This is a genomic window from Kitasatospora humi, assembly GCF_020907985.1.
In the GTDB taxonomy this organism is placed as follows: domain Bacteria; phylum Actinomycetota; class Actinomycetes; order Streptomycetales; family Streptomycetaceae; genus Kitasatospora; species Kitasatospora humi.
The window spans coordinates 1-21557 of the sequence record NZ_JAJJPA010000070.1 but is presented as its reverse complement, the minus strand read 5'-3'; the positions used below and the strand labels follow the sequence as shown (position 1 = coordinate 21557).

The following is a 21557-nucleotide window of genomic DNA, read 5'->3' as shown; positions in this document are numbered from 1 at the left end:
CGGCTCCCCCCGGCACTCGGGGAACGCAGACCGGCCCGCCCCCCTCTCCGGGGACGGGCCGGTGCGATGATCCGCCGGATCAGCCGAGCAGCGCCTCGATCACGCCGTTGTGCGCCTCGGACAGCTCGGTCAGCGTGACCGAGAACTGGCCCTGCACCTCCAGGGTGTCGCCGTCGACCACGCCGATCCGGGTGGCCGGCAGGCCGCGCGCGCCGCACATGTCGGTGAACCGCAGCTCCTCGCTGCGCGGCACCGCGACCACCGCGCGACCGGCCGACTCCGAGAAGAGGAAGACGAACGGGTCGAGCTCCGCCGGAACGATCAGCCGGGCGCCGCGGCCGCCGCGCAGGCAGCTCTCCACCAGCGCCTGGGCCAGACCGCCGTCCGACAGGTCGTGCGCCGCGTCGATCATGCCGTCGCGCGAGGCGGCGATCAGGATCTCGGCGAGCAGCTTCTCGCGCTCCAGGTCGACCTTGGGCGGCAGGCCGCCGAGGTGGTCGTGCACCACCTGCGACCAGGCGGAGCCGCCCAGCTCGTCGGCGGTGTCGCCGAGCAGGTAGAGGTGGTGGCCCTCGTCGGCGAAGCCGATCGGGGTCCGCCGGGTGACGTCGTCGATCACACCGAGCACCGCGACCACCGGGGTCGGGTGGATCGCCACGTCACCGGTCTGGTTGTAGAGCGAGACGTTGCCGCCGGTCACCGGGGTGCCCAGCGCCTGGCAGGCGTCGGCCAGACCGCGGGTGGCCTCGGCGAACTGCCACATCACGTCCGGGTCCTCGGGGGAGCCGAAGTTGAGGCAGTCGGAGACCGCGAGCGGCTTGGCGCCGCCGGCCGCGACATTGCGGTAGGCCTCGGCCAGCGCCAGCTGGGCACCGGTGTACGGGTCCAGCTTGGTGTAGCGGCCGTTGCCGTCGGTCGCCACCGAGACGCCGAGGTTGGTCTCCTCGTCGATCCGGATCATCCCGGAGTCCTCGGGGGTGGCCAGCACCGTGTTGCCGATCACGAACCGGTCGTACTGGTCGGTGATCCAGCGCTTGGAGGCCTGGTTGGGCGAGCCGGCGACCTTGAGCAGGGTCTGCTTCAGCTCCTCGCCGCTCGTCGGGCGGGCCAGCCGCTCGGCGGTCGGCGCGTCGGCCTGCAGCGCGTCCTGCCAGGACGGGCGGGCGTACGGACGCTGGTAGACCGGGCCGTCGTGGGCGACGGTGCGCGGCGGCACGTCGACGACCTGCTCGCCGTGCCAGAAGATCTCCAGCCGCTCGCCGTCGGTCACCTCACCGATGACGGTGGCGATGACGTCCCACTTCTCGCAGATCTCCAGGAAGCGGTCGACCTTGTCGGGCTCGACGATCGCGCACATCCGCTCCTGCGACTCGCTCATGAGGATCTCCTCCGGCGAGAGCGTGGCGTCGCGCAGCGGCACGGTGTCCAGGTCGATCCGCATGCCGCCGGAGCCGGCCGAGGCCAGCTCCGAGGTGGCGCAGGAGAGTCCGGCGCCGCCCAGGTCCTGGATGCCGAGCACCAGCTGCTCCCGGAAGACCTCCAGGGTGCACTCGATGAGCAGCTTCTCCTGGAACGGGTCGCCGACCTGGACGGCCGGGCGCTTGGTGGGCTTGGAGTCGTCGAAGGTCTCGGAGGCCAGCACCGAGACACCGCCGATGCCGTCGCCACCGGTCCGGGCGCCGTACAGGATGACCCTGTTGCCGGCGCCGCTGGCCTTGGCGAGGTGGATGTCCTCGTGCTTCATCACGCCCACGCAGAGCGCGTTGACCAGCGGGTTGCCCTGGTAGCAGGAGTCGAAGACGACCTCGCCGCCGATGTTCGGCAGGCCCAGGCAGTTGCCGTAGCCGCCGATGCCGGCCACGATCCCGGGCAGCACCCGGCGGGTGTCCGGGTGGTCCGCGGCGCCGAACCGCAGCGGGTCCATCACCGCGACCGGGCGGGCGCCCATCGCCAGGATGTCGCGCACGATGCCGCCGATGCCGGTGGCCGCGCCCTGGTAGGGCTCGATGTACGACGGGTGGTTGTGCGACTCGACCTTGAAGGTCACCGCGTAGCCCTGGCCGACGTCGACCACACCGGCGTTCTCGCCGATGCCGACCAGCATCGCGTCGGACTCCGGGGCCTTCTCGCCGAACTGCTTGAGGTGCACCTTGGAGCTCTTGTACGAGCAGTGCTCCGACCACATCACCGAGTACATCGCGAGCTCGGCGCCGGTGGGACGGCGGCCGAGGATGTCGCGGATCCGTGCGTACTCGTCCTCCTTGAGGCCGAGTTCGGCCCAGGGCTGGGCGGCGTCGGGCGTCTGCTCGGCGTGCTTGACGGTGTCGAGAGTCATCAGACGTTCACCAACTGCTTAAGGACGGACGTGAAGAACGGCAGACCGTCGGTCTTGCCGGTACCGACCAGTGGCTCGACCGCGTGCTCGGGGTGCGGCATCAGACCGACCACGTTGCCGGCCGCGTTGGTGATCCCGGCAATATCGTTGATCGACCCGTTGGGGTTGCGGAGCCCGTCCTCACCGGCCAGGTAACGGAAAACGACCCGTCCCTCGGACTCCAGCTCGTCGATCGTGCGCCGGTCCGCGGTGTAGCGGCCGTCCATGTTCTTCAGCGGGATCGAAATCTCCTGCCCCGCCTGGTAATCGGACGTCCAGGCGGTCGCGGCATTCTCGACCCGCAGCTTCTGGTCGCGGCAGATGAAGTGCAGGTGGTTGTTCCGCAGCATCGCGCCGGGCAGCAGGTGCGACTCGGTGAGCACCTGGAAGCCGTTGCAGATACCGAGGACCGGCATTCCCAGCTTCGCCTGCTCGATGAGCGTCTCCATCACCGGGGAGAAGCGCGAGATCGCGCCGGCACGCAGATAGTCGCCGTAGCTGAAACCGCCCGGCAGGACGACCGCGTCGACCTGGTGGAGATCCTTGTCACGGTGCCAGAGCGCCACCGGCTCGGCTCCGGCCAGGCGGATCGCGCGCTGGGCGTCGCGGTCGTCCAGCGAGCCGGGGAACGTGACGACACCGATCCGGGTGGTCACTGGCCGTCCTCCACCCGAACGGTGAAGTCCTCGATCACCGTGTTGGCGAGAAAGGTCTCGGCGGCTTCGCGGATCTTGTCGAGCGCGGCGTCGTCCACCGGGCCCTCCAGTTCCAGTTCGAAACGCTTGCCCTGGCGGACATCGGCGATCCCGGTGAATCCAAGACGGGGCAGTGCGCGCTGCACCGCCTGCCCCTGGGGGTCGAGGATCTCCGGCTTGAGCATGACGTCGACTACGACGCGTGCCACTGGCACTCCCAATGGTGTGGTGCGTGAAGGCGGGGGACCTTCAGAGTACCGGGGTTCGGGGGTCGTTCGACGGCCCGGGCATTGCGACGCGCGTAGACCCGCGCCCCTTACGCCGCAAGGGTTCCGGGCTCGCCGAGCGCCCGTTTCCTCCCCCTGTAAAGGAGTTCCCAGGAACACCGCGGCAGCGCTTCGGGACCGGCGAATACCGGCATGTGGGGACAGATCCACCCGTGATACCTGCCGCAATCCGAGCCGAAGTATCGGTACGAAGGCGAAGCGAGGTGAATTTCCGGAAAAAGAAAGGATCGACCGTCGATTTCCCAGCCCTTGGGGTGCAGAATAGGGCCACCGGCATCGCGGGGAGCCGTGTGACGGGTGGGCCCAGGCCCACCGGTATGCCCCCCGCGCGGCCGGCGCACAGGGCCGCCGCGGCACACGCGCCCGGGCGGCCGAATTGCCGAGAGGATTGACGCCCATGGCTCAGCGTGTAGTTGTCACGCTCTCCGACGACCTGGACGGCGGGGCCGCCGCCGAAACCGTCCACTTCGGTGTCGACGGGAAGTCGTACGAGATCGACCTGTCCGTGGACAACGCGGAAAAGCTGCGTGAGGCGCTCGCCCCGTTCGTCGCCGCCGGCCGCCGCCAGAGCCGCACCGGAAAGTCCTTCCGCCGCACCGCGCTCGCCCCGGACCCGGCCGCGGTGCGCGCCTGGGCGCAGTCGCGCGGCATGGAGCTGCCCGCCCGCGGCCGGATCCCCAAGCACGTCTACGAAGCCTTCTCGGAGGCCAACTGACCCAGCCGGGCACCCCTTCCGCTCGCCGGGCCGCGGGCCTGCGGCGGAAGGGGTGCACAACCACTCCCGACGATGGGGTAGAGTATTTCTCGTCGCCGCAACCGGGGCCGAAAGGAACCGGGAGCACGACATGCGGACGTGGCTCAGTTGGTAGAGCATCACCTTGCCAAGGTGAGGGTCGCGAGTTCGAATCTCGTCGTCCGCTCGCAGCACCACCTGCTAGGGTGGTGGGCACAACAAGTGAAGATCGTGCGGACGTGGCTCAGTTGGTAGAGCATCACCTTGCCAAGGTGAGGGTCGCGAGTTCGAATCTCGTCGTCCGCTCCACGAGAAGCGGTCTCCTCCGGGAGGCCGCTTTCGTTTTCCCGCACGGCCTCCTTCCCCGGGCGTCGTCGCCGCAGTGGCGCGGTCGATCCCGATGACATTTGTCACCGCCGACCCGTGGGAGTGCCCGGGCGATCGGTGAGGGCGCGCACTGCCGCCGGCCCGCGCCCGACGGAACGCTGGGACCATGACCAGCCCCCTCCACGCCGTCCGGGCCAGCGGCCTGCGCCGGCGCTACGGCAGCACCGCGGCCGACGGCTTCGAGGCCGTGCGCGGCCTCGACCTCAGTGTCCGGCACGGCGAGCTGTTCGCCCTGCTCGGCACCAACGGCGCCGGCAAGACCTCCACCATGGAACTGATCGAGGGCCTGGCCCGGCCGACCGGCGGCACCGTCACGGTGCTCGGGCACGACCCCCACCGGGAGCGCGCCGCCGTCCGCCCGCGGATCGGCATCATGCTCCAGGAAGGCGGCTTCCCCGGCGACCTGACGGTGGCCGAGACCCTGCGCGGCTGGGCCGGCGCCACCACCGCCCCGCGCCCGGTCGCCGAGGCGCTCGACCTCGTCGGCATGGCCGACCAGGCCGCCGTGCGGGTCAAGCAGCTCTCCGGCGGCGAGAAGCGCCGGCTGGACCTCGCGGTCGCGCTGATCGGCCGCCCCGAGGTGCTCTTCCTGGACGAGCCGACCACCGGCCTGGACCCGCAGGCCCGGGCCGCCGTCTGGCAGCTGGTCCGCGACCTGCGCGCCGACGGCACCACGGTGCTGCTCACCACCCACTACCTGGAGGAGGCCGAGGAGCTGGCCGACCGGCTGGCGATCATGCACCACGGCCTGGTGGTGGCCACCGGCACCGTCGCCGAGGTGCTCGCCGACCAGCCGGCCCGGATCGCCTTCGACCTGCCCGAACAGCCCGACTCGCCCACCCTGCCGCCGCTGCCGGACACCGAAGTCGGCTTCACCGGCCGCCGGGTCACCATCCGCACCCGCCGGCTCCAGCGCACCCTGACCGAGTTGCTGCGCTGGGCCGAGCAGCAGCAGGTCGAGCTGGCCGGCCTGGACGCCCGCAGCGCCTCGCTGGAGGAGGCCTTCCTGGCGATCGCCGCCGAGCCCGAGCACCCCGCCCCCGCCGAGTCCCCCGCCATGACCGGAGCCGTCCGATGAGCACCGCGACCCGCACCCCCGCGGTGGGCACCCCCACCGCCCCCAGCGCCGCCCGCCGCATGCTGGCGCTGGCCCGCACCGAGACGCTGCTGCTGCGCCGCAACCGGATCGCGGTCTACATGGCGGTGGCGATGCCGGTCTGCCTGATCGGCGGCCTGCACCAGATGCTCAAGGCCCAGCGCGACCGGCTGCCCGGCGGCGACCTGCACGCCGCCCTGGTGCTCGGCTTCTACCTGACCGTGCTGCTCTTCGTCGTCTACTACAACCTGACGGCGGCCTACGTCGCCCGGCGCAACGACCTGGTGCTCAAGCGGCTGCGCACCGGTGAGCTCACCGACCCGGAGATCCTCGGCGGCACCGCGCTGCCCGCGGTGCTGCTGGCGCTGCTGCAGATGGCCGCCATCACGGTCGCCGTCGCCGCCCTGTTCGGGCTGCCCGCCCCCCGCGACCCGGTGCTGGTGCTGCTCGGCCTGCTGCTCGCGCCGGCCGTGCTGGTGCCGCTGGCGGCGCTCTCCAGCGCCTTCACCAAGACCGTGGAGACCTCCGGGATCACCACCCTGCCGGTGACGATGCTGACCCTCTTCGGCTCCGGGCTGCTGGTCCCGTTCGCCGTGATGCCCGGCCCGATGGCGCTGGTCGCCCGGCTGCTGCCGGTCACCCCGGCGCTGGCGCTGCTGCGCACCGGTTGGCTGGGCGGCGACGGCGGGCACCATCCGGTCGGCTGGTGGCTCTACCTGGTCGGCGCGCTGGCCTGGGCCGCGCTGGCCGGCTGGGCGGCCCGGCGCTGGTTCCGCTGGGAACCGCGCCGCTGAGCTGGTCTGATAGGACGAACGGCAACGAGGGGGAGGGTGACGGCGTGCGGCTCATGGAGCGCTGGCGCAGCCAGTCGAAGGCGAAGCGGGTGGAGATCTACAACCGCTGGTCGATGTACAGCCTGACCGTCTTCGTGCCGGTCTCGATGCTCCTGATGGGCGTGCAGCAGCTGCACAAGGAATCCGCCCACATCGCCGTGGTGGCCCTGGTGACCACCGTGCTGCTGAACTCCGCGCTCTCGGTGCCGCTGGTCCGGGCCGCGCTGGCGGCGCACAGCGGGCGCGGACCCCGCCCCACCAAGCTGCTGTTCGTCCACGCGGCCGCCGCCCAGCTGGGCATCTGGCTGACGCTGCTGCTCGCGCCGCACCACGCGGGCAAGCCGCCGATCGGCACCACCACCATCGTCGTCTTCCAGCTGCTGGTCTGGGTGGTCGCCCCGACCATCGCGCTGCGCCCGCTGCTGATGGCGCTCTGGTCGGCCCCGATGCTGGTGCTGACGGTGCCGCCGCTGGCGATCGCCTGCGAGTCGGTCGCCATGGCCGTCGGCACGGTGGTCGGGTCGATGATCGGGCTGGTCTTCTGCGCCGCGAGCTGCCGCTGCTCCGCCTGGGTGGTCAAGGCGGCCTGGGAGCTGGACCGGGCCCAGGAGGACCGGGCCCGGCTGGCGGTGGCCGAGGAGCGGCTGCGGTTCTCCCGCGACCTGCACGACGTGCTGGGCCGCAACCTGACCACCATGGCGCTCAAGGCCGAGCTGGCCGTGCAGCTGGCCCGGCGCGGCCGCCCGGAGGCCGCCGACCAGATGGTGGAGGTGCAGCGGATCGCCCAGGAGTCGCACCGGGAGGTGCGCGAGGTGGTGCGCGGCTACCGCACCGCCGACCTGGCCGCCGAGGTGGCCGGCGCCCGCTCGGTGCTGCGGGCCGCCGGGATCGACTGCGCGGTCGACCTCGGCCCCGATCCGGCGGCGCTGCCGCCGCTGGTCCAGTCGGTGCTCGGCTGGGTGGTCCGCGAGGCGGCCACCAATGTGCTGCGGCACAGCGAGGCCACCCTCGTCTCGGTGCGGCTGAGCGGCGACGGCGAGCGGACCGTGCTGGAGCTGGTGAACGACGGGCTGCGCGCCGAGCCCGCCGACCACACCCCGGGCAGCGGCCTGGCCGGGCTGCGCGAGCGGCTGGCCGCGCACGGCGGCGAACTGAGCTGCGACCGGGGCGACCGCTTCACGTTGCGCGCTGCCCTGCCGCTGTCCCGCACGACCGCCCCCGCCCGCGTCGAGGAGTTGGTGTGACCACCGAACCGGTTCGACTGCTGCTGGCCGACGACGAGCACCTGATCCGCGGTGCCCTGGCCGCCCTGCTGGCGCTGGAGGACGACCTGACGGTGGTGGCCCAGGCGGCGTCCGGCCCGGAGGCGCTGGCCATGGCCCAGGCGCACCAGCCGGACGTCGCGGTGCTCGACCTGCAGATGCCCGGACTGGACGGCATCGAGGTGGCCGGCCGGCTGCGCCGGTTGGCGCCGGACTGCCGGACGATGATCGTCACCGGTCACGGCCGCCCCGGCTACCTCAAGCGGGCCCTGGAGGTCGGGGTGCGCGGGTTCCTGCCGAAGACCGTCTCGGCGGCCGACCTCGCGGGGATCATCCGCACCGTGCGGGGCGGCGGCCGCTACGTGGACCCGGAGCTGGCCGCCGAGGCGATCAGCGCGGGGGACAGCCCGCTCACCCCGCGCGAGACCGACGTGCTGGAGCTGGCGGCGGACGGCGCCTCGGTGGCCGAGATCGCAGCCCGGGCCGCCCTCTCCCCCGGCACGGTGCGCAACTACCTGTCCTCGGCAGCCGGCAAGCTGGGCGCCGAGAACCGCCATGCCGCGGTCCGGCTGGCCCGCGAGCACGGCTGGATCTGACCGCCGGTCAGACCCACTCCGTCCCGGTGAGCCGCTCGTACACCTCGACGTAGCGGGCCCGGGTGCGCTCGGCGATCTCGGCGGGCAGCACCGGCGGCGGCTGGTCGGCGTCGCGGTTCCAGCCGGACTCGGCGGAGGACAGCCAGTTCCGGATGATCTGCTTGTCGTAGGACGGCTGGGTCCGGCCCGGCTGCCACTCCTCGGCCGGCCAGAACCGCGAGGAGTCCGGCGTCAGCACCTCGTCGCCGATCACCAGCTCGCCACCGCCGAGGCCGAACTCGAACTTGGTGTCGGCCACGATGACGCCCTGCTCGCGGGCGATGTCGCGGGCCCGGGTGTAGACGGCCAGGGTGGTCTGCCGCAGCGCCGCCGCCCAGTCGGCGCCGATCCGGCGGGCGACCTCCTCGTAGGAGACGTTCTCGTCGTGCTCGCCGACCTCGGCCTTGGTGGCCGGGGTGAAGATCGGCGCGGGCAGCTCGGAGCCGTCCACCAGGCCCTCGGGCAGCGCGATGCCGCAGGCGGTCCGGGTGAGCTGGTACTCGGCCAGGCCGGAGCCGGTCAGGTAGCCGCGGGCCACGCACTCCACCGGGAACATGTCCAGCGGGTCGCAGACCATGGTGCGGCCCTCCCAGTCGGCGGGGGCGCCGGGCGGCAGCTCGGTGGAGATCACGTGGTTGGGCACCAGGTCGGCGATCCGCTCGAACCACCAGAGCGAGAGCTGGGTGAGGATCCGCCCCTTGTCCGGGATGTCGGTCGGCAGCACCCAGTCGAACGCCGAGGTGCGGTCGCTGGCCACCATGACCAGCCGACCCGCCTGGTCACGGTAGAGCTCGCGAACCTTCCCGGTGTGGAGGTGCTCCAGGCCGGGCACCTGCACCGGCTCGGGCTTGGTGACGAATCCGCTCACGGTGGTCTCAGTCCTCGGAAGATGGGGGTCACTGGACGCACTGATCCTTTCATGCGGGCGCTCAACCCTCCTTGCAGACCCGGTCCAGCAGATTGGCGGTGGCCCGCTGGATCCGCTCGTCGGTGTGCCCCGGGCGGTCCAGCGCGGGCGACCAGGCGAAGGTGCCGGAGGCGAAGACGTAGGCCCCGCTGGGCGCCCGGTAGAGCGAGGTCTCCTGGTGCCGGGGGCGGCCGTCCACGTCCTGGTAGGGCGAATGGGCGAGCAGGATCCGCTCGCTGTGCACGGGGAGCGGCACCTTGGGGTAGTAGCGGTCCGCCTCACCGGCCACCAGGCCCGGAACCTCGTCGCCGTCCCGCAGGCCGGTGCCGGCCCAGAGCCAGTGCCAGGTGTTGCCGGCCCGCAGCGGCACCGGCTGGGCCACCCGGCCCGCGTACTGCACGCCGATCAGCTGCTGCTCGGGCTCGCCCGCGTCCCGCCACAGCGCGCTGGCCGCACCGGGCCGGCCGGCCGCCGGCGAGCCCGGCTTGACCCGCTGCCGCTTGCGGCAGTTGAGCAGCCGGTTGGGTTCGCCGGCCGCGCTCGGAGTCAGGTCGACCCGCCAGTACATGGTGTTGGCGGAGAGGAAGACCAGCGAGGTGCCGCCGTCCCGGGCCCGCTCGGCGGCCCGGCGCATCGGCTCGGACCAGTACTCGTCGTGCCCGGGGAAGACCAGCGCCCGGTGCCGGGACGGCTCCACCAGGCCGGCGTGCAGGTCTGAGGCGGTGGCGTACGACAGGTCGTAGCCGTACCGCTCGGCCCAGCGGATGAAGTCGTAGGCGTGCCCGACGTGCAGCGGCAGCCCGGCCCCCGCGTGCGGGCGGTCGAAGGAGACCGTGACGGCGGCCTGGTGCTCGCCGACCAGCGCCCCGTGCTCGTCCCAGGCGTGGTAGAGGCTGGCGCCGGTGTGGCCGTCCTCGGGGAACAGGTTGTACGCCTGCCAGGTGACGTCCGGCAGCACCAGCAGCAGCTCGGCGGCCGGCCCGGAGGTCAGCGGGTCCCGCACGGTGAACGGGATGTGGCTGCGGTGGCGCTGGTCGGCGGTGGTGAGCACGGCGACGTAGGCGCCCGGCCGCCAGTGCGAGGGGATCTGCAGCCGCCAGGTGTGCCACCAGTGGTGGCAGCTGACCGTCCGTCCGACCACCAGCGGCGCCGGCTGCTGCAGACCGGGGATCAGCGGCGAGGCGGTCATGTGCTGGGCGCCGGCGCCCGCGTAGTGGCCGATCCGGTAGACGTCGACCAGGAAGTCGCGCGGCGGGTGCACGGTGACCCGCAGGTCGACCGCACCGCCCGGGTGCACCACTCCCGCCGCGGCGAAGCCCTTGATCTGCTGCACCACGTCGTCGGAGTTGCGCGGGGTGCCGACCAGCGGGGGCGGCGGGGCGGGCAGCGGGCGCTGGCCCGGGGCGTCGGTGCTGACGTACCAGGGGATGGCGTCCTCGGTGCCCTCGAAGTAGTGGTCGGGGCTGCGCAACCAGGGCAGCGGTCCCTGCCCGAACGGGTCCGAGACGCCGTGTGCGAGCGTGCCGGACTCCCATCTACGACCTGACGACTCCCGCTCCACGCCGTCCCTCCCGCGGTCCCACCCGTCCGCGGCATGTGCCACGGAAAAATGCGTGTGGTCCAGCAGACCACAGAGTGCCGACAGCACGTGACCCGAAGTGAGTACGGGTTGACGGTGCCGGACGTTGCGACGCGCTCGCCCGGCCGTCAGCCGAGCCGGACCGGCTTCTCCAGCCGGATCCCGGCCGCCTCCAGCCAGTTGCGCAGCCCGGCCACCGCGCCCAGCTCCACGGCCTCCACCACCGGATCGGCCAGGTCGCCCCGGCGCACCCCGCCGAGCAGCAGCACCGGGCCGTCCAGCCAGTCCAGCCCCGGCTTGCCGCCGGCGCCGTCCACCGCCGCGCAGCAGACCATCGCCGTCACGCAGTCCGCCAGCAGTTCGCGCCCCCCGCGCTCCTGGGCGCCGGGTACCGCGAGCGGCTCGCCGGCCGCCAGCACCCGGGCCAGCGAGGCCGCGCCGCCGTCCTCCAACCGGGCCAGCAGTCGGGCCAGGGTCGGCGCCGGACGGCCGACCGGCGCCGGGGCCACGGTGTCCAGCGCCTCCTGCAGCGCCATCGCCTGCAGCCGCCAGCCGCGGTCCACCACCTGCTCCGGGTAGTCGTCCCAGAGCAGCTCGGCGCGGCCGCCCGGGCCCTCCGGGCGGGCCGGGCCGTGGAACAGCTCGGCGGCCAGCCGGGAGACCGCCGCGTCCATGGCGCCCGGCTCCTCCAGCAGGTCGCAGGCCGGACGGTCGCCGAGCCGGCTCTCGTAGCCCTCGGCCAACCGGTCCCGGCGGGACAGCTCGGTGAGCGCGGCCGCCACGCCCGCGTTCAGCTGGGCCGGCCGGCGGCCCAGCCGCCAGGCGGGCAGCGCGACCCGGGTGAGCAGCCGGTCCCAGCCCGCGTAGGCCAGACCCACCTGACCCTGGGCGGCGATCCGCAGACCGTAGTCCACCGCCCGGGCCTGCTCGGCCGCGGCGGCGGCCGCCGCCCGCTCCAACTCGGCCGCGTGGCCCCGACAGGCCCGCAGCAGCGCCCGGGTGATCCGGTCCAGCAGCCGGGCCGACGGGGTGCGCCGGCCGCCGCCCAGGGCCGCGTCCAGCCCGCGGACGAACCGGCGGGCGGCCGCGATCTCCGGATCGGCCGCCGCCGCGGTGCCGGCCACCACCGGCGCCAGCAGCGCCCGCAGCTCGCCGGCCCGCATCCACCACAGGAAGGGCGAACCGAGCACCAGCAGCGGTGCCCGGCCGGGGCCGCCGGACGGCTCCTCCAGCCAGCTGTCGCAGTCCGGGGTGAGCGCGATGGCGCCGGGCGCGGGCACGCCGAGCCGGTGGGCCAGCTCCTCGATCATCCGGTGCAGCTCGGGGGCCTGCGCCGGCTCGACCGCTATCGCCGGAGTGCTGGGCGGCACCGCGCGGGCGTGCCGGCGGATCGCGGCCAGCGCGACCAGCCCCACCAGCACCGCGAAGGCGCCGACCACGCAGCGGACGACGTCCCAGCCGAACGCGTCGGGCGCGCCGGGCGCGCCGATCCGGCCGGTGAACCGCCCGGCCAGCAGCACCACCGCGACGGCGGCGGGCAGCACCGCGGCCGCCCGGGCCAGGGCGCGGATCCGCAGCAGCGCCCGGGCTTGGGCGCGGGCGGCGTCGAGAGCGGCCATCCGGTGCTGCACCCCCTTCGGAGTCGGACATGACCGTGCCGGACAGCGATCGTTGGCAACTCCATCCGATCGCGGACGCACTGCACAGGTGTGACGCACACGGACCGGCCGGTGTTCCGACCCGGCCGGGAATCCACCCGTCCTGGTGACACCGTCCGGCCCGCCCCTGAGAAGCTTCCCCCTCCGAGGGCGGACGCACCCGGCGGCGACCGCGACAACCACCCGAAGCGGCCCCGCGGTTCAGCGCACCCTACGGCCGCCCGGCCGGTCGCGTCAGCCGGTTGTTCCGGCATTCACTCGAAGGACTGGAATCGGCCGCCCGTTCGCAAGCGGACCTCCGGCCGCCCCGCGGGACGCGGAAATGCCGAGGGGCGCTGCGTCCATGGGAGTGTTCCCGGAACGCGGCGCCCCTCGTCGCGGCCGCTACCGGGCGGCGGCCTTCAGCGCGATGTCGGTGCGGTGCTGGGAGCCCGCCAGCCGGATCCCGGCGACGCCCTCGTAGGCCCGCTCCCGGGCCTGCGCCAGGTCCTTGCCGGTCGCGGTGACCGAGAGCACCCGGCCGCCGGCGCTGACCACCCGGCCCTGCTCGTCCGCCCTGGTGCCGGCGTGCAGCACCCAGGCGGTGCCGTCGGCCTCGGCCTCGGCCAGGCCCTCGATGACGTCACCGGTGCGGGGCGCGGCCGGGTAGCCCTCGGCGGCCACCACCACGGTGACCGCGGCCTCGTCGGACCAGCGCAGCGGCTCCAGGTCGGCCAGCGTGCCGTTGGCGGCGGCCAGCAGCACGCCCGCCAGCGGGGTGCGCAGCCGGGCCAGCACCACCTGGGTCTCCGGGTCGCCGAACCGGGCGTTGAACTCGATCACCCGGGTGCCGCGCGAGGTGAGCGCCAGGCCCGCGTAGAGCAGGCCGGAGAACGGGGTGCCGCGGCGGCGCAGCTCGTCCACGGTGGGCTGCAGGACGGTGTCCAGCACCTCCTGGACCAGGCCGGGCGGCGCCCAGGGCAGCGGCGAGTAGGCGCCCATGCCGCCGGTGTTCGGGCCGGCGTCGCCGTCCAGCGCCCGCTTGAAGTCCTGGGCCGGCTGGAGCGGGAGCACGGTGGTGCCGTCGGTGATGGCGAACAGCGAGACCTCGGGACCGTCCAGGTACTCCTCGATCACCACCCGGTCGCAGCCGGCGGCGTGGGCCAGCGCGGCGGTGCGGTCGGCGGTGACCACCACGCCCTTGCCGGCCGCCAGGCCGTCGTCCTTGACCACGTGGGGGGCGCCGAAGGCGTCCAGCGCCTCGGCGGCCTCCTCCGGGGTGGTGCAGACGTAGGAGCGGGCGGTGGGCACGCCGGCGGCGGCCATCACGTCCTTGGCGAAGGCCTTGGAGCCCTCGAGTCGGGCGGCCTCGGCGGACGGGCCGAATACCGGGATGCCGGCCGCCCGCAGCGGGTCGGCGACGCCGGCGACCAGCGGCGCCTCGGGACCGACCACCACCAGGTCGGCGGCCAGCTCGCGGGCCAGCCCGGTCACGGCGGTGCCGTCCAGCTGGTCGACCGGGTGGACCGCGGCCAGCTGCGCGATCCCGGCGTTGCCCGGGGCGCAGTGCAGCTCGCTGACGGCGGGATCTTGGGACAGGGAGCGGCACAGGGCGTGTTCGCGGGCGCCGCCGCCGATGACGAGGACCTTCACGCTTGGCAAGGGTAGCCGGTGGCCCGATCCCGCTGGTCGACCGGGCTGTGCGAAGCTCCAGCGATCATGGGTTCGGACCGGCGTGCGCTTGTCTGTTCGACCAGTCGGTACACCGGGTCAGGTCCGCGGCGGTTCGGGCCCTCGCTCGGATGAGTGAAACCGGCTCGTCTTCCGGAACCGGTCCGCCCCGGGTTCTGACGCCCTTTCGGGTAACGATCGGTCCGGAAGTCCGACGCGATCAGCCATTTGGCGGTAAGAAGTGCTGTTGGATACCCAGCAGAGCCCGACAACCAGGCCCGTCAAGGGAGCCCCACAGGTGAGCCAGCCCGAAATGCAGCCCGAGGAAAGTCCCTGGGGCAAGGAGATCGGCGAGGAGGACCAGCCCACCACGACCACCGGCAGCGGCCGGGACCGGGCGACCACCCGTCGTCGTGCGGACCTGAGCGCCCGCCAGTTCCCACTGGGCGACTGGGGGGAGCCCGCCGAGCGACTGGAGGAGCTCTACCGCTGGTCCGAGGAGCGGGCCGTCGAGGCGATCGAGTGGTACCGCCGCGACCGGACCTGGAAGCGCCACTGGGCACGGCTGCTGCGGTTCGGCGCGGCCGTCCTCGGGGTGGCCGGGGTGGCGCTGCCGCTGGTCCAGCTGACCGGGCGGTTCGAGCACGCGGCCGCCTGGGGCTACGTCGCGCTGGCGCTGGCGGCCGGCTGCCTGGGCGCCGACCGGGTGTTCGGGTGCAGCTCCGGCTGGATGCGGGACGTCAGCACCGCGCAGGCACTGCAACGGCGGCTGGAGGCCTTCCAGTTCGACTGGGCCTCGGAGTGCGTGCGGGAGGTGCTCGGGCCGACGGAGGGCACCGCGGGCGAGGCCGCCGAGCGCTGCCTCGGGGTGCTGAGGCGGTTCTGCGAGGACGTCTCGGAGCTGGTCCGCGCCGAGACCTCGGAGTGGATGCTGGAGTTCCGGGCCCGGATGACCCAGCTGCCCACCCAGGCGCCCGGCAGCTGGGGGAGCCGCCCGGAGGGCGGGGTGCCGGCCCAGGTGCGGGTGCTGCCGCCGCCCGGGACCAGGCCGACCATGCCGCGGCAGCGGCCGCCGGAGGGCGGGCTGCGCTGAGCGGGTGCCGGCCTGCCGCCCGGCACCCGCTCGGGCGAAGACCACCATCGCTCAGGCGAAGACCACCATCGAGCCCTGGGTCAGGCTGCGGGTCGCCGCCGCGTACAGCCCCGCCCAGGCGTGCCGCTCCCGCGCGTACGGGTGCACGTCGTCCAGCGGCGGGGCGAACGGCTGCTCCAGCCCGGTGGGGCCGAGCGGCCGGGTCGGCCGCGGCGGGTTCATCGGGTCGATGCCCAGCGCCGGGGCGATCGCCTGCAGCTCGCGCAGCAGCCCGTGGGAGGAGCCCAGCGGTCCGCCGGAGGCCAGCAGCGTCTGGTCCACCAGCGGGGCGGCGAAGTCGATCGGCACGTAGGCGCCGGCGTGGTCGAAGTGCCAGACCAGGTGCGACTGCTCGGCGCTGGACTCGAACATCTCCAGCAGCTGCTCGTAGTCGCCGCCCAGCGCGTCCACCGGGGTCAGCCGGAAGCCGGTCAGCTGGAGCAGGTAGGCCCGGCGCAGGAAGTGCAGCGAGTCGTAGTCGAAGGCGGCGATCGGCTCCACCTCGCCGGTGACCCCCGGCGCGAACTCGTACACCGGCACCGGCGGCAGGCCGCGCGCGGCGAGCGCCGCGTTGTAGACCGCCAGCTCCTCGCGGAACGGGTTCTCGGGGCTGTGGCTCAGTACGTCCACCAGCGGTACGAGCCAGAGGTCGCAGGCCACGGGCCGCTTCATCCTCTCCGGTCAACTAGCAGCGGGCGACGCCGGCCGGCTGCTCGACGCCCGGACCACCCTACCGGCCCAGCGTCGGATCCGGAGCGGGCGGCCGACCGGGCAGGACCCCGACCGGCTCGGCGGTGAGCAGCCGCAGCACGGCGACCGCGTCCAGCGACTCCCCGGCCAGGTCGGCCAGCAGCCGCACGGTGAACAGGTTGTAGTCGTTCGTCATCCGGTGCGCGCCGGCCAGGTCGTGCTCCGCGATCCGCTCGACCAGCTCGGTGTGCCGGGCCCAGCAGACCCCGGCCAGCTCGCCCTGGGCGCGCAGGTGCGGGGCGGCGAACATCCAGGCCTGCACCCGCAGCCAGTCCAGGTAGTCGGCGATCCGGCGGTTCTCCAGGAAGGCCGTCATCTCCTGCCAGAACCGGCGGTCGCAGCCGACCATCACGTCCAGCTGCCCGGCCCGGGCCGCCCGGGCGGCCGCCTCGGCCCGGCGGCGCAGCGAGCCGAGCCGGTTCCAGTCGTAGCCGGTGGGCCGCACCGCCAGCTGCCGGAAGGCGCTGTCGGTGAGCATCGCCCGGGCCTCGAAGATCTCCAGGAAGTCGGTCCAGCCGAGCTCCGGCACGGTGAAGCCGCGGTGGTGCTCGGCCTGCAGCAGGCCCTGGGCGGCCAGGTCGACCAGGGCCTCCCGGGCCGGGGTGGCGGAGACACCGTAGAGCTCGGCGATCTCCTTGACGGTGAAGTTGCTGCCCGCCGCCAACCGCCCGGCCATCAGCTCCTCGCGGAGCGCCCCGGCGATCTGCTCGCGCAGGCTGTTGCGCTGGATCGGCAGACGCCCCGCCCGGGTGACGGCCACAGCACTCCTCCTCCGACGCTCCAGGGCCAGGACCGAGGAGTCATCCTCTCAAACCCGACCGTCAGGAGGTCCGCTGCACCGGCGCGGGGATGCCGAGCAGCCGGTCGCGGTGGACCGGGAACTCCTGGCGCGTCTTGGCCACCTCGGCCGGGTCGAAGTCGACGGTCAGCACCTCCTCGTCGGGCCCCGCCTCGGCCAGCACCCGGCCCCACGGGTCCACCACCACGCTGTGGCCGGCCTGCTCGACGCCGGCGTGGGTGCCCGCGTTGTTGCAGGCCAGCACGTACGCCTGTTCCTCCACCGCGCGGGCCCGGGCCAGCAGGCTCCAGTGGTCGCGGCGCCGGGCCGGCCAGGCCGCGGGGACCACCAGCAGCTCCGCCCCCGCGTCCAGCAGCGCCCGGAACAGCTCGGGGAACCGCAGGTCGTAGCAGGTGGCCAGGCCGAGGGTGCCGAAGTCGGTGGCGGCGGTGACGATCTCCTGTCCGGCGCCCATCGCCACCGCCTCGCCGCTGTCGAAGCCGAAGCGGTGGATCTTGCGGTAGGTGTGCACCAGCTCGCCGCCGGGCGAGAAGACCAGGGAGGTGTTGTAGATGGGGCCGTCCGGATCGCGCTCCACGATCGAGCCGGCGTGCAGCCAGACGCCGGCCGCCGCGGCCGCCGCCGACATCGCGTCAGAGGTCGGCCCGTCGAGCGGCTCGGCGCCGGTTGACCAGGTGTCAGAGGCGAATCCGCCGAGCGGCCAGAGCTCGGGCAGCACCACCAGGTCGGCGCCCTGCTGGGCACGGACCAGGGAGGCCGCGCGGGCCCGCCGCTCGGCCGTCGGCTCGTCGTCGCCGACCGCGAGTTGGATCAAAGAGGCGCGCACACTACCACCGTCCACGTCAAGAGACCTACGATCGTCACCCGAAAGCGCTGCCCTGCTCTCTCAGGCAGCGTAACGTGCGGTGAGTGCGTGCGCCCGGAAGCTTCGAAACCCGTCCGGAGCGGGGGCCGGGGCCGGGGGGGCGGTGCAGTCGAGGGATGGCCGGAGCCGGAGAGACAAGGACACTGTGACCGACAATCAGGTCGTCCAGACCTACACGGATGCCTGGACGCACTCCATCGAATCCATATCGGACCTGCTGGCCCTGCTGCCCGAGGACTCCTGGAACCGGCCCACCGAGTGCCCGGGATGGTCGGTGCGCGACGTCGTCTCGCACGTGATCGCCGTCGAGTCCGAGCTGCTCGGCGACCCCCGCCCGATCCACTCCCTCCCCCGCGACCTGTTCCACGTCAAGACCGACCTGCAGCGCTACCTGGAGCTGCCGGTCGACAAGCGCCGCTGCCACACCGCGCCGGAGATGACGGCGGAGCTGGAGTACGTGATCATCCGCCGCTCCCGGGCGCTGCGCAACGCCACCACCGGACCGGATGACCTGGTCCCGATGCCGACCGGCCCGGCCAGCGTCCAGGTGCCCTACCACGAGCTGCTGCGCCGCCGGGTGCTGGACGTCTGGGTGCACGAGCAGGACCTGCGCCGGGCCCTGCGGCTGCCCGGCAACCTGGACTCCCCTGCCGCCCAGGTCACCCGGGACCTGCTGCTGCAGGGGCTGCCCAGGACGGTCGCCAAGGAGGCGGGCGCGCCGGCCGGCAGCACCGTGGTGGTCGACGTCACCGGCCCGCTGGAGTTCCTGCGCACCGTCCGGGTCGACCAGAACGGCCGCGGCACCATCGGTTCCCAGGTCAGCCTGGGCCCGGACGTGCAGTTCACGGTCGGCTGGGAGGACTACCTGCGGCTGGCCACCGGCCGGGTGCGGGCCGACGCCCTGCCGGCCGGCGCGCTCACCGTGGACGGCGACCGGGAGCTGGCCGACCGGATCCTGGCCAACTTCTCGCTGACCCCGTGACGGGTGCGCCGGGCGGTCAGCGGGCGACCGCCCGGCGCAGCCTGAGGATCATCACCGTGCCCAGCAGCAGCGGCGCGTAGAGCCAGCAGAAGGCCAGCCGGAACGCGCCCGCCGAGTAGGCCCCGCCGCCGTGGGAGACCGAGTCGAGCAGCACCCCGACCCCGAACAGGGTCACGATGGTCGCCAGGAACCCGCCCATGTTGGCGATCCCGGAGGCCGTGCCCAGCCGGTGCCCCGGGTTGTGCACCCGGGCGTACTCCAGGCCGACCAGCGAGGCCGGCCCGTTGCTGCCCATCACCAGGACGAGCAGCACGATCAGCCAGAGCGGCGGGTGCCCACCGGGCCAGCAGAGCGCCACCGCCCAGCAGAGCGCGGTCGCGCCGATCACGGTGAGGGTGATCGGCATCCGGGCCGCCGCCGTCCGGGAGAGGATCCGGCCGAAGAGCAACCCGAAGGCCATGGTGCTGACCACCAGCAGGGTGAGCAGCCCGGCCGCCCGGCCGCGGCTCATGCCCTGACCCTCCACCAGGTAGGGCAGGCCCCAGAGCAGCCCGAAGGTGTTGCCCGGGAACTGGGTGGTGAAGTGCACCCACAGGCCCAGTCTGGTGCCCGGCTCGCGCCAGCAGTGCCGCAGCTGGGCCGGCAGCGGCGGCCGGTCGACGGCCACCGCCCCGGCACCGGGCGCCACGACCGCCGTTCCCGCGGCCGCGGGCCGCGGGACGGCCGGCGCCTCCTTGAGCAGCAGTGCGACCAGGACGAACACCCCCGCGCCGAGCGCCGCGACGGCGCCGAAGGCGGCGGTCCAGCCCTCGCGGTGCAGGGCCTGTGCCAGCACCGCGGTGGAGACCAGGTTGCCGACCATCCCGGCCAGTCCGGTCAGCTGGGCGACCAGCGGGTTCTGCGCCGCCGGGAACCAGCGCGCGGCGACCCGCAGCACGCTGATGAAGGTCATCGCGTCGCCGCAGCCGAGCACCGCCCGGGAGGCCAGCGCGGGCCCGAACGAGCTGCTGAGGGCGAACGCCAGCTGTCCGGCGCTGAGCAGCAGCACCCCGGCCAGCAGCACCCGGCGCGGCCCGAACCGGTCGACCAGCAGCCCGACCGGTATCTGCATCGCCGCGTAGACCAGCACCTGGAGGATGGAGAAGGCGGAGAGCGCGGAGGCGCCGATGCCGAACCGGTGGGCCGCGTCCAGCCCGGCGACGCCCAGGCTGGTGCGGTGGATCACCGCCAGGACGTAGACGCTGACCGCGACGGACCAGGCCAGCCAGGCGGCCCGGCCTCCCGGTGGACCGTCGGGCGCGGGCAGTTCGCCGGGGGCGGTGACGGCGGTGGGTCGGGGAGGGCGGGCGACGGGGTCCACGGGCATAGTGCGCCCAGACTAGTCATCCCATCATTCGATGCCCGGGTCGGGTGCGCACCGCCCCACCGGCTCAGCCGGTCAGCACCCAGGTCACCGTGCGGGTCATCCGCCGGGCGCGGAACGCCTCGTCGCGCACCCAGTCGGTGGTGTCCCGGACGGTCGCCGTCACGGTGGCCCGCTGCCCGGGCTGCAGACCCAGCACGGAGGGCTCGAACCAGGTGTGGTCCGGCGCCGGGGAGGCCACCGTGCGCCCGTCCACCCGCCAGGCCACCTCCAGGTGGCGCCCACCGGTCAGTTCCACCGGATGGACCGTCAGCCGCGGGTGGCCGCTGAGCTGTCCGGGCGCCGGATCGGCGCCGTCCAGCGGGGAGACCCGGCGGTAGAGCTGCTCGATGATCGCCTCCCGGGAGGGCAGGTTGTAGCTGCCGCCCAGGGTGCGCATCACCGAGTCGGAGGTCGGCCGGTAGGTGCCGTTGGCGCTGCGGTAGGTGTCCACCACACCGCCGCCGTCCGGGGACTGGGCGCCCAGCCAGCGCCACCACTTGGTGTGGTCGTGGCGCATCGCGTCGGCGCCGCGGTCGGAGAGGTTGGGGTAGTCGGTGTCGCCCGGGGCGCTGTCGTACTCGTCGCCGAGCTCGCCGATGGTGTGGCCGATCTCGTGCTGGATGATCCGGCCCGCGTCGGGGCTGCCGCCGGCCAGCGTGGTCACGCCGGTGCCGCCGGCCCCGCCGTACTCGGTGGAGTTGGCCAGCGCGATCAGGTACTGCGGGCCGCTGCCGGACCCGGCGTAGCGGGCGGTGGCGGACTCGTCGGCGCACAGCAGCCGGGCGGTGCCGTCGCACCAGAAGTGCATCCCCAGCGGGGTGTTCGGCCGCTGCCCCCGGGTGTCCGCCTCGGCGATGCCGGAGGTGTCGGAGACCACGTCGACCCGCCGTATGTTGAAGAAGCCCTGGTAGCTGCGGAACGGCTCGATGTTCATCACGGCGTGCCAGGTCTGGTCCGCCTGCTGCTGGAAGAGCGGCTGCTGGGCCTTGGTGTAGCCGTCGCCGAGCAGCACCAGGGTGATCCGGTTGGCCGGGTCGCCGGTGCGCCGGAGGTCCACCGTCGGGGCCGCGCCCGGTCCGTGCAGCCGGGCGGGGTGCGCGCCGGGCGGCGGGACGGCGCGGCCGGGGAGCAGGCCGAGGGAGTCGAACGACGCCGGATCGACGAGCCCGGCCAGGGCGGGCGCCACGGCGGTGGCGAGCAGGACCAGCGCGGCCAGACTCCGGACGAGACGGCCAGGACTGCCAGGCGTCATCGGATCGGTCCTCGGGGCTCCGGTCACCCGGCGGGCGCTCGGGTGGGGGGTTGCTCAGAGGTACCCAGCCCGTGCCGATAATCCGATTTTTCGCCGCATATCTCACCCACTCGGCTCACGACCGAGGGCCTCCATGACGCCCAGGGCAGGTTCGACTTCCACGACGCCGATCCACCCCGGGCCGGCCTCCTCCCCCGGCAGCGAGGACAACTCGTGGACGCTGTTCGGTGCCGGCAGTGCGCCGCCGGCCTCGGGTGCCGCCGCGTTCGGCGTCGC

Annotated in this window: 19 protein-coding genes and 2 tRNA genes; 9 read left to right on the top strand and 12 right to left on the bottom strand. The window is 73.7% G+C overall.

What is annotated here, in order from left to right; genetic code table 11:
• Positions 1–79: 79 nt before the first annotated feature.
• The 3 genes from purL to purS are packed head-to-tail and all read right to left on the bottom strand — an operon-like array spanning position 80 to position 3284.
• A complete protein-coding gene (gene purL / locus LN042_RS33885) occupies positions 80–2335 on the bottom strand; it encodes a phosphoribosylformylglycinamidine synthase subunit PurL (protein ID WP_230055290.1) in 2256 nt (751 codons plus the stop codon).
• Entirely contained in the window at positions 2335–3030 is a 696-nt protein-coding gene (gene purQ / locus LN042_RS33880) for a phosphoribosylformylglycinamidine synthase subunit PurQ (RefSeq protein WP_230055289.1), read from the bottom strand. The genes purL and purQ overlap by 1 nt, the downstream gene beginning before the upstream one ends.
• Positions 3027–3284: a phosphoribosylformylglycinamidine synthase subunit PurS gene (gene purS / locus LN042_RS33875; protein WP_230055288.1), complete on the bottom strand. Its 258-nt coding sequence runs from the start codon at positions 3282–3284 to the stop codon at positions 3027–3029. The genes purQ and purS overlap by 4 nt, the downstream gene beginning before the upstream one ends.
• Positions 3285–3753: 469 nt before the next feature.
• Here purS and LN042_RS33870 point away from each other — a divergent pair, with 469 nt between their 5' ends.
• The 7 genes from LN042_RS33870 to LN042_RS33840 all read left to right on the top strand — a co-directional run bounded on the left by LN042_RS33870 (position 3754) and on the right by LN042_RS33840 (position 8263).
• Entirely contained in the window at positions 3754–4071 is a 318-nt protein-coding gene (locus LN042_RS33870) for a histone-like nucleoid-structuring protein Lsr2 (protein ID WP_101380749.1), read from the top strand.
• Between the two features lie 132 nt (positions 4072–4203).
• Positions 4204–4276, top strand: a tRNA-Gly gene (locus LN042_RS33865).
• Between the two features lie 46 nt (positions 4277–4322).
• Positions 4323–4398: transfer RNA gene (locus LN042_RS33860), tRNA-Gly, on the top strand.
• A gap of 184 nt (positions 4399–4582) precedes the next feature.
• Positions 4583–5554 carry an ABC transporter ATP-binding protein gene (locus LN042_RS33855; protein WP_230055287.1) on the top strand — a complete coding sequence of 324 codons (972 nt, stop codon included), beginning with the start codon at positions 4583–4585 and terminating at the stop codon, positions 5552–5554.
• A complete protein-coding gene (locus tag LN042_RS33850) occupies positions 5551–6366 on the top strand; it encodes an ABC transporter permease (RefSeq protein ID WP_230055286.1) in 816 nt (271 codons plus the stop codon). The genes LN042_RS33855 and LN042_RS33850 overlap by 4 nt, the downstream gene beginning before the upstream one ends.
• A 53-nt stretch (positions 6367–6419) precedes the next feature.
• Positions 6420–7649 carry a sensor histidine kinase gene (locus LN042_RS33845; protein WP_230055297.1) on the top strand — a complete coding sequence of 410 codons (1230 nt, stop codon included), beginning with the start codon at positions 6420–6422 and terminating at the stop codon, positions 7647–7649.
• Positions 7646–8263, top strand: a complete 618-nt coding sequence (locus LN042_RS33840; protein ID WP_230055285.1) for a response regulator transcription factor — start codon at positions 7646–7648, stop codon at positions 8261–8263. The genes LN042_RS33845 and LN042_RS33840 overlap by 4 nt, the downstream gene beginning before the upstream one ends.
• Before the next feature lie 7 nt (positions 8264–8270).
• On the opposite strand, the gene LN042_RS33835 is transcribed toward LN042_RS33840, so the two are convergent.
• The 4 genes from LN042_RS33835 to purD all read right to left on the bottom strand — a co-directional run bounded on the left by LN042_RS33835 (position 8271) and on the right by purD (position 14078).
• Complete coding sequence (locus tag LN042_RS33835; protein ID WP_230055284.1) at positions 8271–9170, bottom strand: phosphoribosylaminoimidazolesuccinocarboxamide synthase; 900 nt, start codon at positions 9168–9170, stop codon at positions 8271–8273.
• A 61-nt stretch (positions 9171–9231) separates the two neighbouring features.
• Positions 9232–10770, bottom strand: a complete 1539-nt coding sequence (locus LN042_RS33830; RefSeq protein ID WP_230055296.1) for a N,N-dimethylformamidase beta subunit family domain-containing protein — start codon at positions 10768–10770, stop codon at positions 9232–9234.
• A gap of 146 nt (positions 10771–10916) precedes the next feature.
• On the bottom strand, positions 10917–12407 hold the full coding sequence (locus LN042_RS33825) for a M48 family metalloprotease (protein WP_230055283.1): 1491 nt from the start codon (positions 12405–12407) through the stop codon (positions 10917–10919).
• Positions 12408–12830: 423 nt separating this feature from the next.
• Positions 12831–14078 (bottom strand): phosphoribosylamine--glycine ligase, encoded by a 1248-nt coding sequence (gene purD / locus LN042_RS33820; protein WP_230055282.1) that lies wholly within the window; start codon positions 14076–14078, stop codon positions 12831–12833.
• Positions 14079–14394: 316 nt separating this feature from the next.
• Between purD and LN042_RS33815 the strand changes: the two genes are divergently transcribed.
• Entirely contained in the window at positions 14395–15189 is a 795-nt protein-coding gene (locus LN042_RS33815; protein ID WP_230055281.1) for an SLATT domain-containing protein, read from the top strand.
• Positions 15190–15240: 51 nt separating this feature from the next.
• On the opposite strand, the gene LN042_RS33810 is transcribed toward LN042_RS33815, so the two are convergent.
• From LN042_RS33810 to LN042_RS33800, 3 genes are all read right to left on the bottom strand, one after another.
• Positions 15241–15888: a putative DNA-mimic protein gene (locus LN042_RS33810; RefSeq protein WP_230055280.1), complete on the bottom strand. Its 648-nt coding sequence runs from the start codon at positions 15886–15888 to the stop codon at positions 15241–15243.
• Between the two features lie 70 nt (positions 15889–15958).
• Positions 15959–16738, bottom strand: a complete 780-nt coding sequence (locus LN042_RS33805) for a GntR family transcriptional regulator (RefSeq protein ID WP_230055279.1) — start codon at positions 16736–16738, stop codon at positions 15959–15961.
• 61 nt (positions 16739–16799) lie between these two features.
• Entirely contained in the window at positions 16800–17603 is an 804-nt protein-coding gene (locus tag LN042_RS33800) for a carbon-nitrogen family hydrolase (protein WP_230055278.1), read from the bottom strand.
• Between the two features lie 184 nt (positions 17604–17787).
• Here LN042_RS33800 and LN042_RS33795 point away from each other — a divergent pair, with 184 nt between their 5' ends.
• Positions 17788–18624: a maleylpyruvate isomerase family mycothiol-dependent enzyme gene (locus tag LN042_RS33795; protein ID WP_230055277.1), complete on the top strand. Its 837-nt coding sequence runs from the start codon at positions 17788–17790 to the stop codon at positions 18622–18624.
• 16 nt (positions 18625–18640) lie between these two features.
• On the opposite strand, the gene LN042_RS33790 is transcribed toward LN042_RS33795, so the two are convergent.
• Both LN042_RS33790 and LN042_RS33785 read right to left on the bottom strand, forming a co-directional pair.
• Positions 18641–19990: an MFS transporter gene (locus LN042_RS33790; protein ID WP_230055276.1), complete on the bottom strand. Its 1350-nt coding sequence runs from the start codon at positions 19988–19990 to the stop codon at positions 18641–18643.
• 64 nt (positions 19991–20054) lie between these two features.
• The gene (locus LN042_RS33785; RefSeq protein ID WP_230055275.1) at positions 20055–21281 is read right to left on the bottom strand and encodes a M64 family metallopeptidase; all 1227 of its coding nucleotides are present in this window, start codon (positions 21279–21281) and stop codon (positions 20055–20057) included.
• Positions 21282–21557: the final 276 nt, after the last annotated feature.

Coding starts and splice junctions, on each gene's coding strand:
- LN042_RS33790 (WP_230055276.1), bottom strand. CDS start 19,990: ATGCCCGTGGACCCCGTCGCCCGCCCTCCCCGACCCACCGCCGTCACC.
- LN042_RS33825 (WP_230055283.1), bottom strand. CDS start 12,407: ATGGCCGCTCTCGACGCCGCCCGCGCCCAAGCCCGGGCGCTGCTGCGG.
- LN042_RS33850 (WP_230055286.1), top strand. CDS start 5,551: ATGAGCACCGCGACCCGCACCCCCGCGGTGGGCACCCCCACCGCCCCC.
- LN042_RS33855 (WP_230055287.1), top strand. CDS start 4,583: ATGACCAGCCCCCTCCACGCCGTCCGGGCCAGCGGCCTGCGCCGGCGC.
- LN042_RS33785 (WP_230055275.1), bottom strand. CDS start 21,281: ATGACGCCTGGCAGTCCTGGCCGTCTCGTCCGGAGTCTGGCCGCGCTG.
- LN042_RS33870 (WP_101380749.1), top strand. CDS start 3,754: ATGGCTCAGCGTGTAGTTGTCACGCTCTCCGACGACCTGGACGGCGGG.
- purL (WP_230055290.1), bottom strand. CDS start 2,335: ATGACTCTCGACACCGTCAAGCACGCCGAGCAGACGCCCGACGCCGCC.
- LN042_RS33845 (WP_230055297.1), top strand. CDS start 6,420: ATGGAGCGCTGGCGCAGCCAGTCGAAGGCGAAGCGGGTGGAGATCTAC.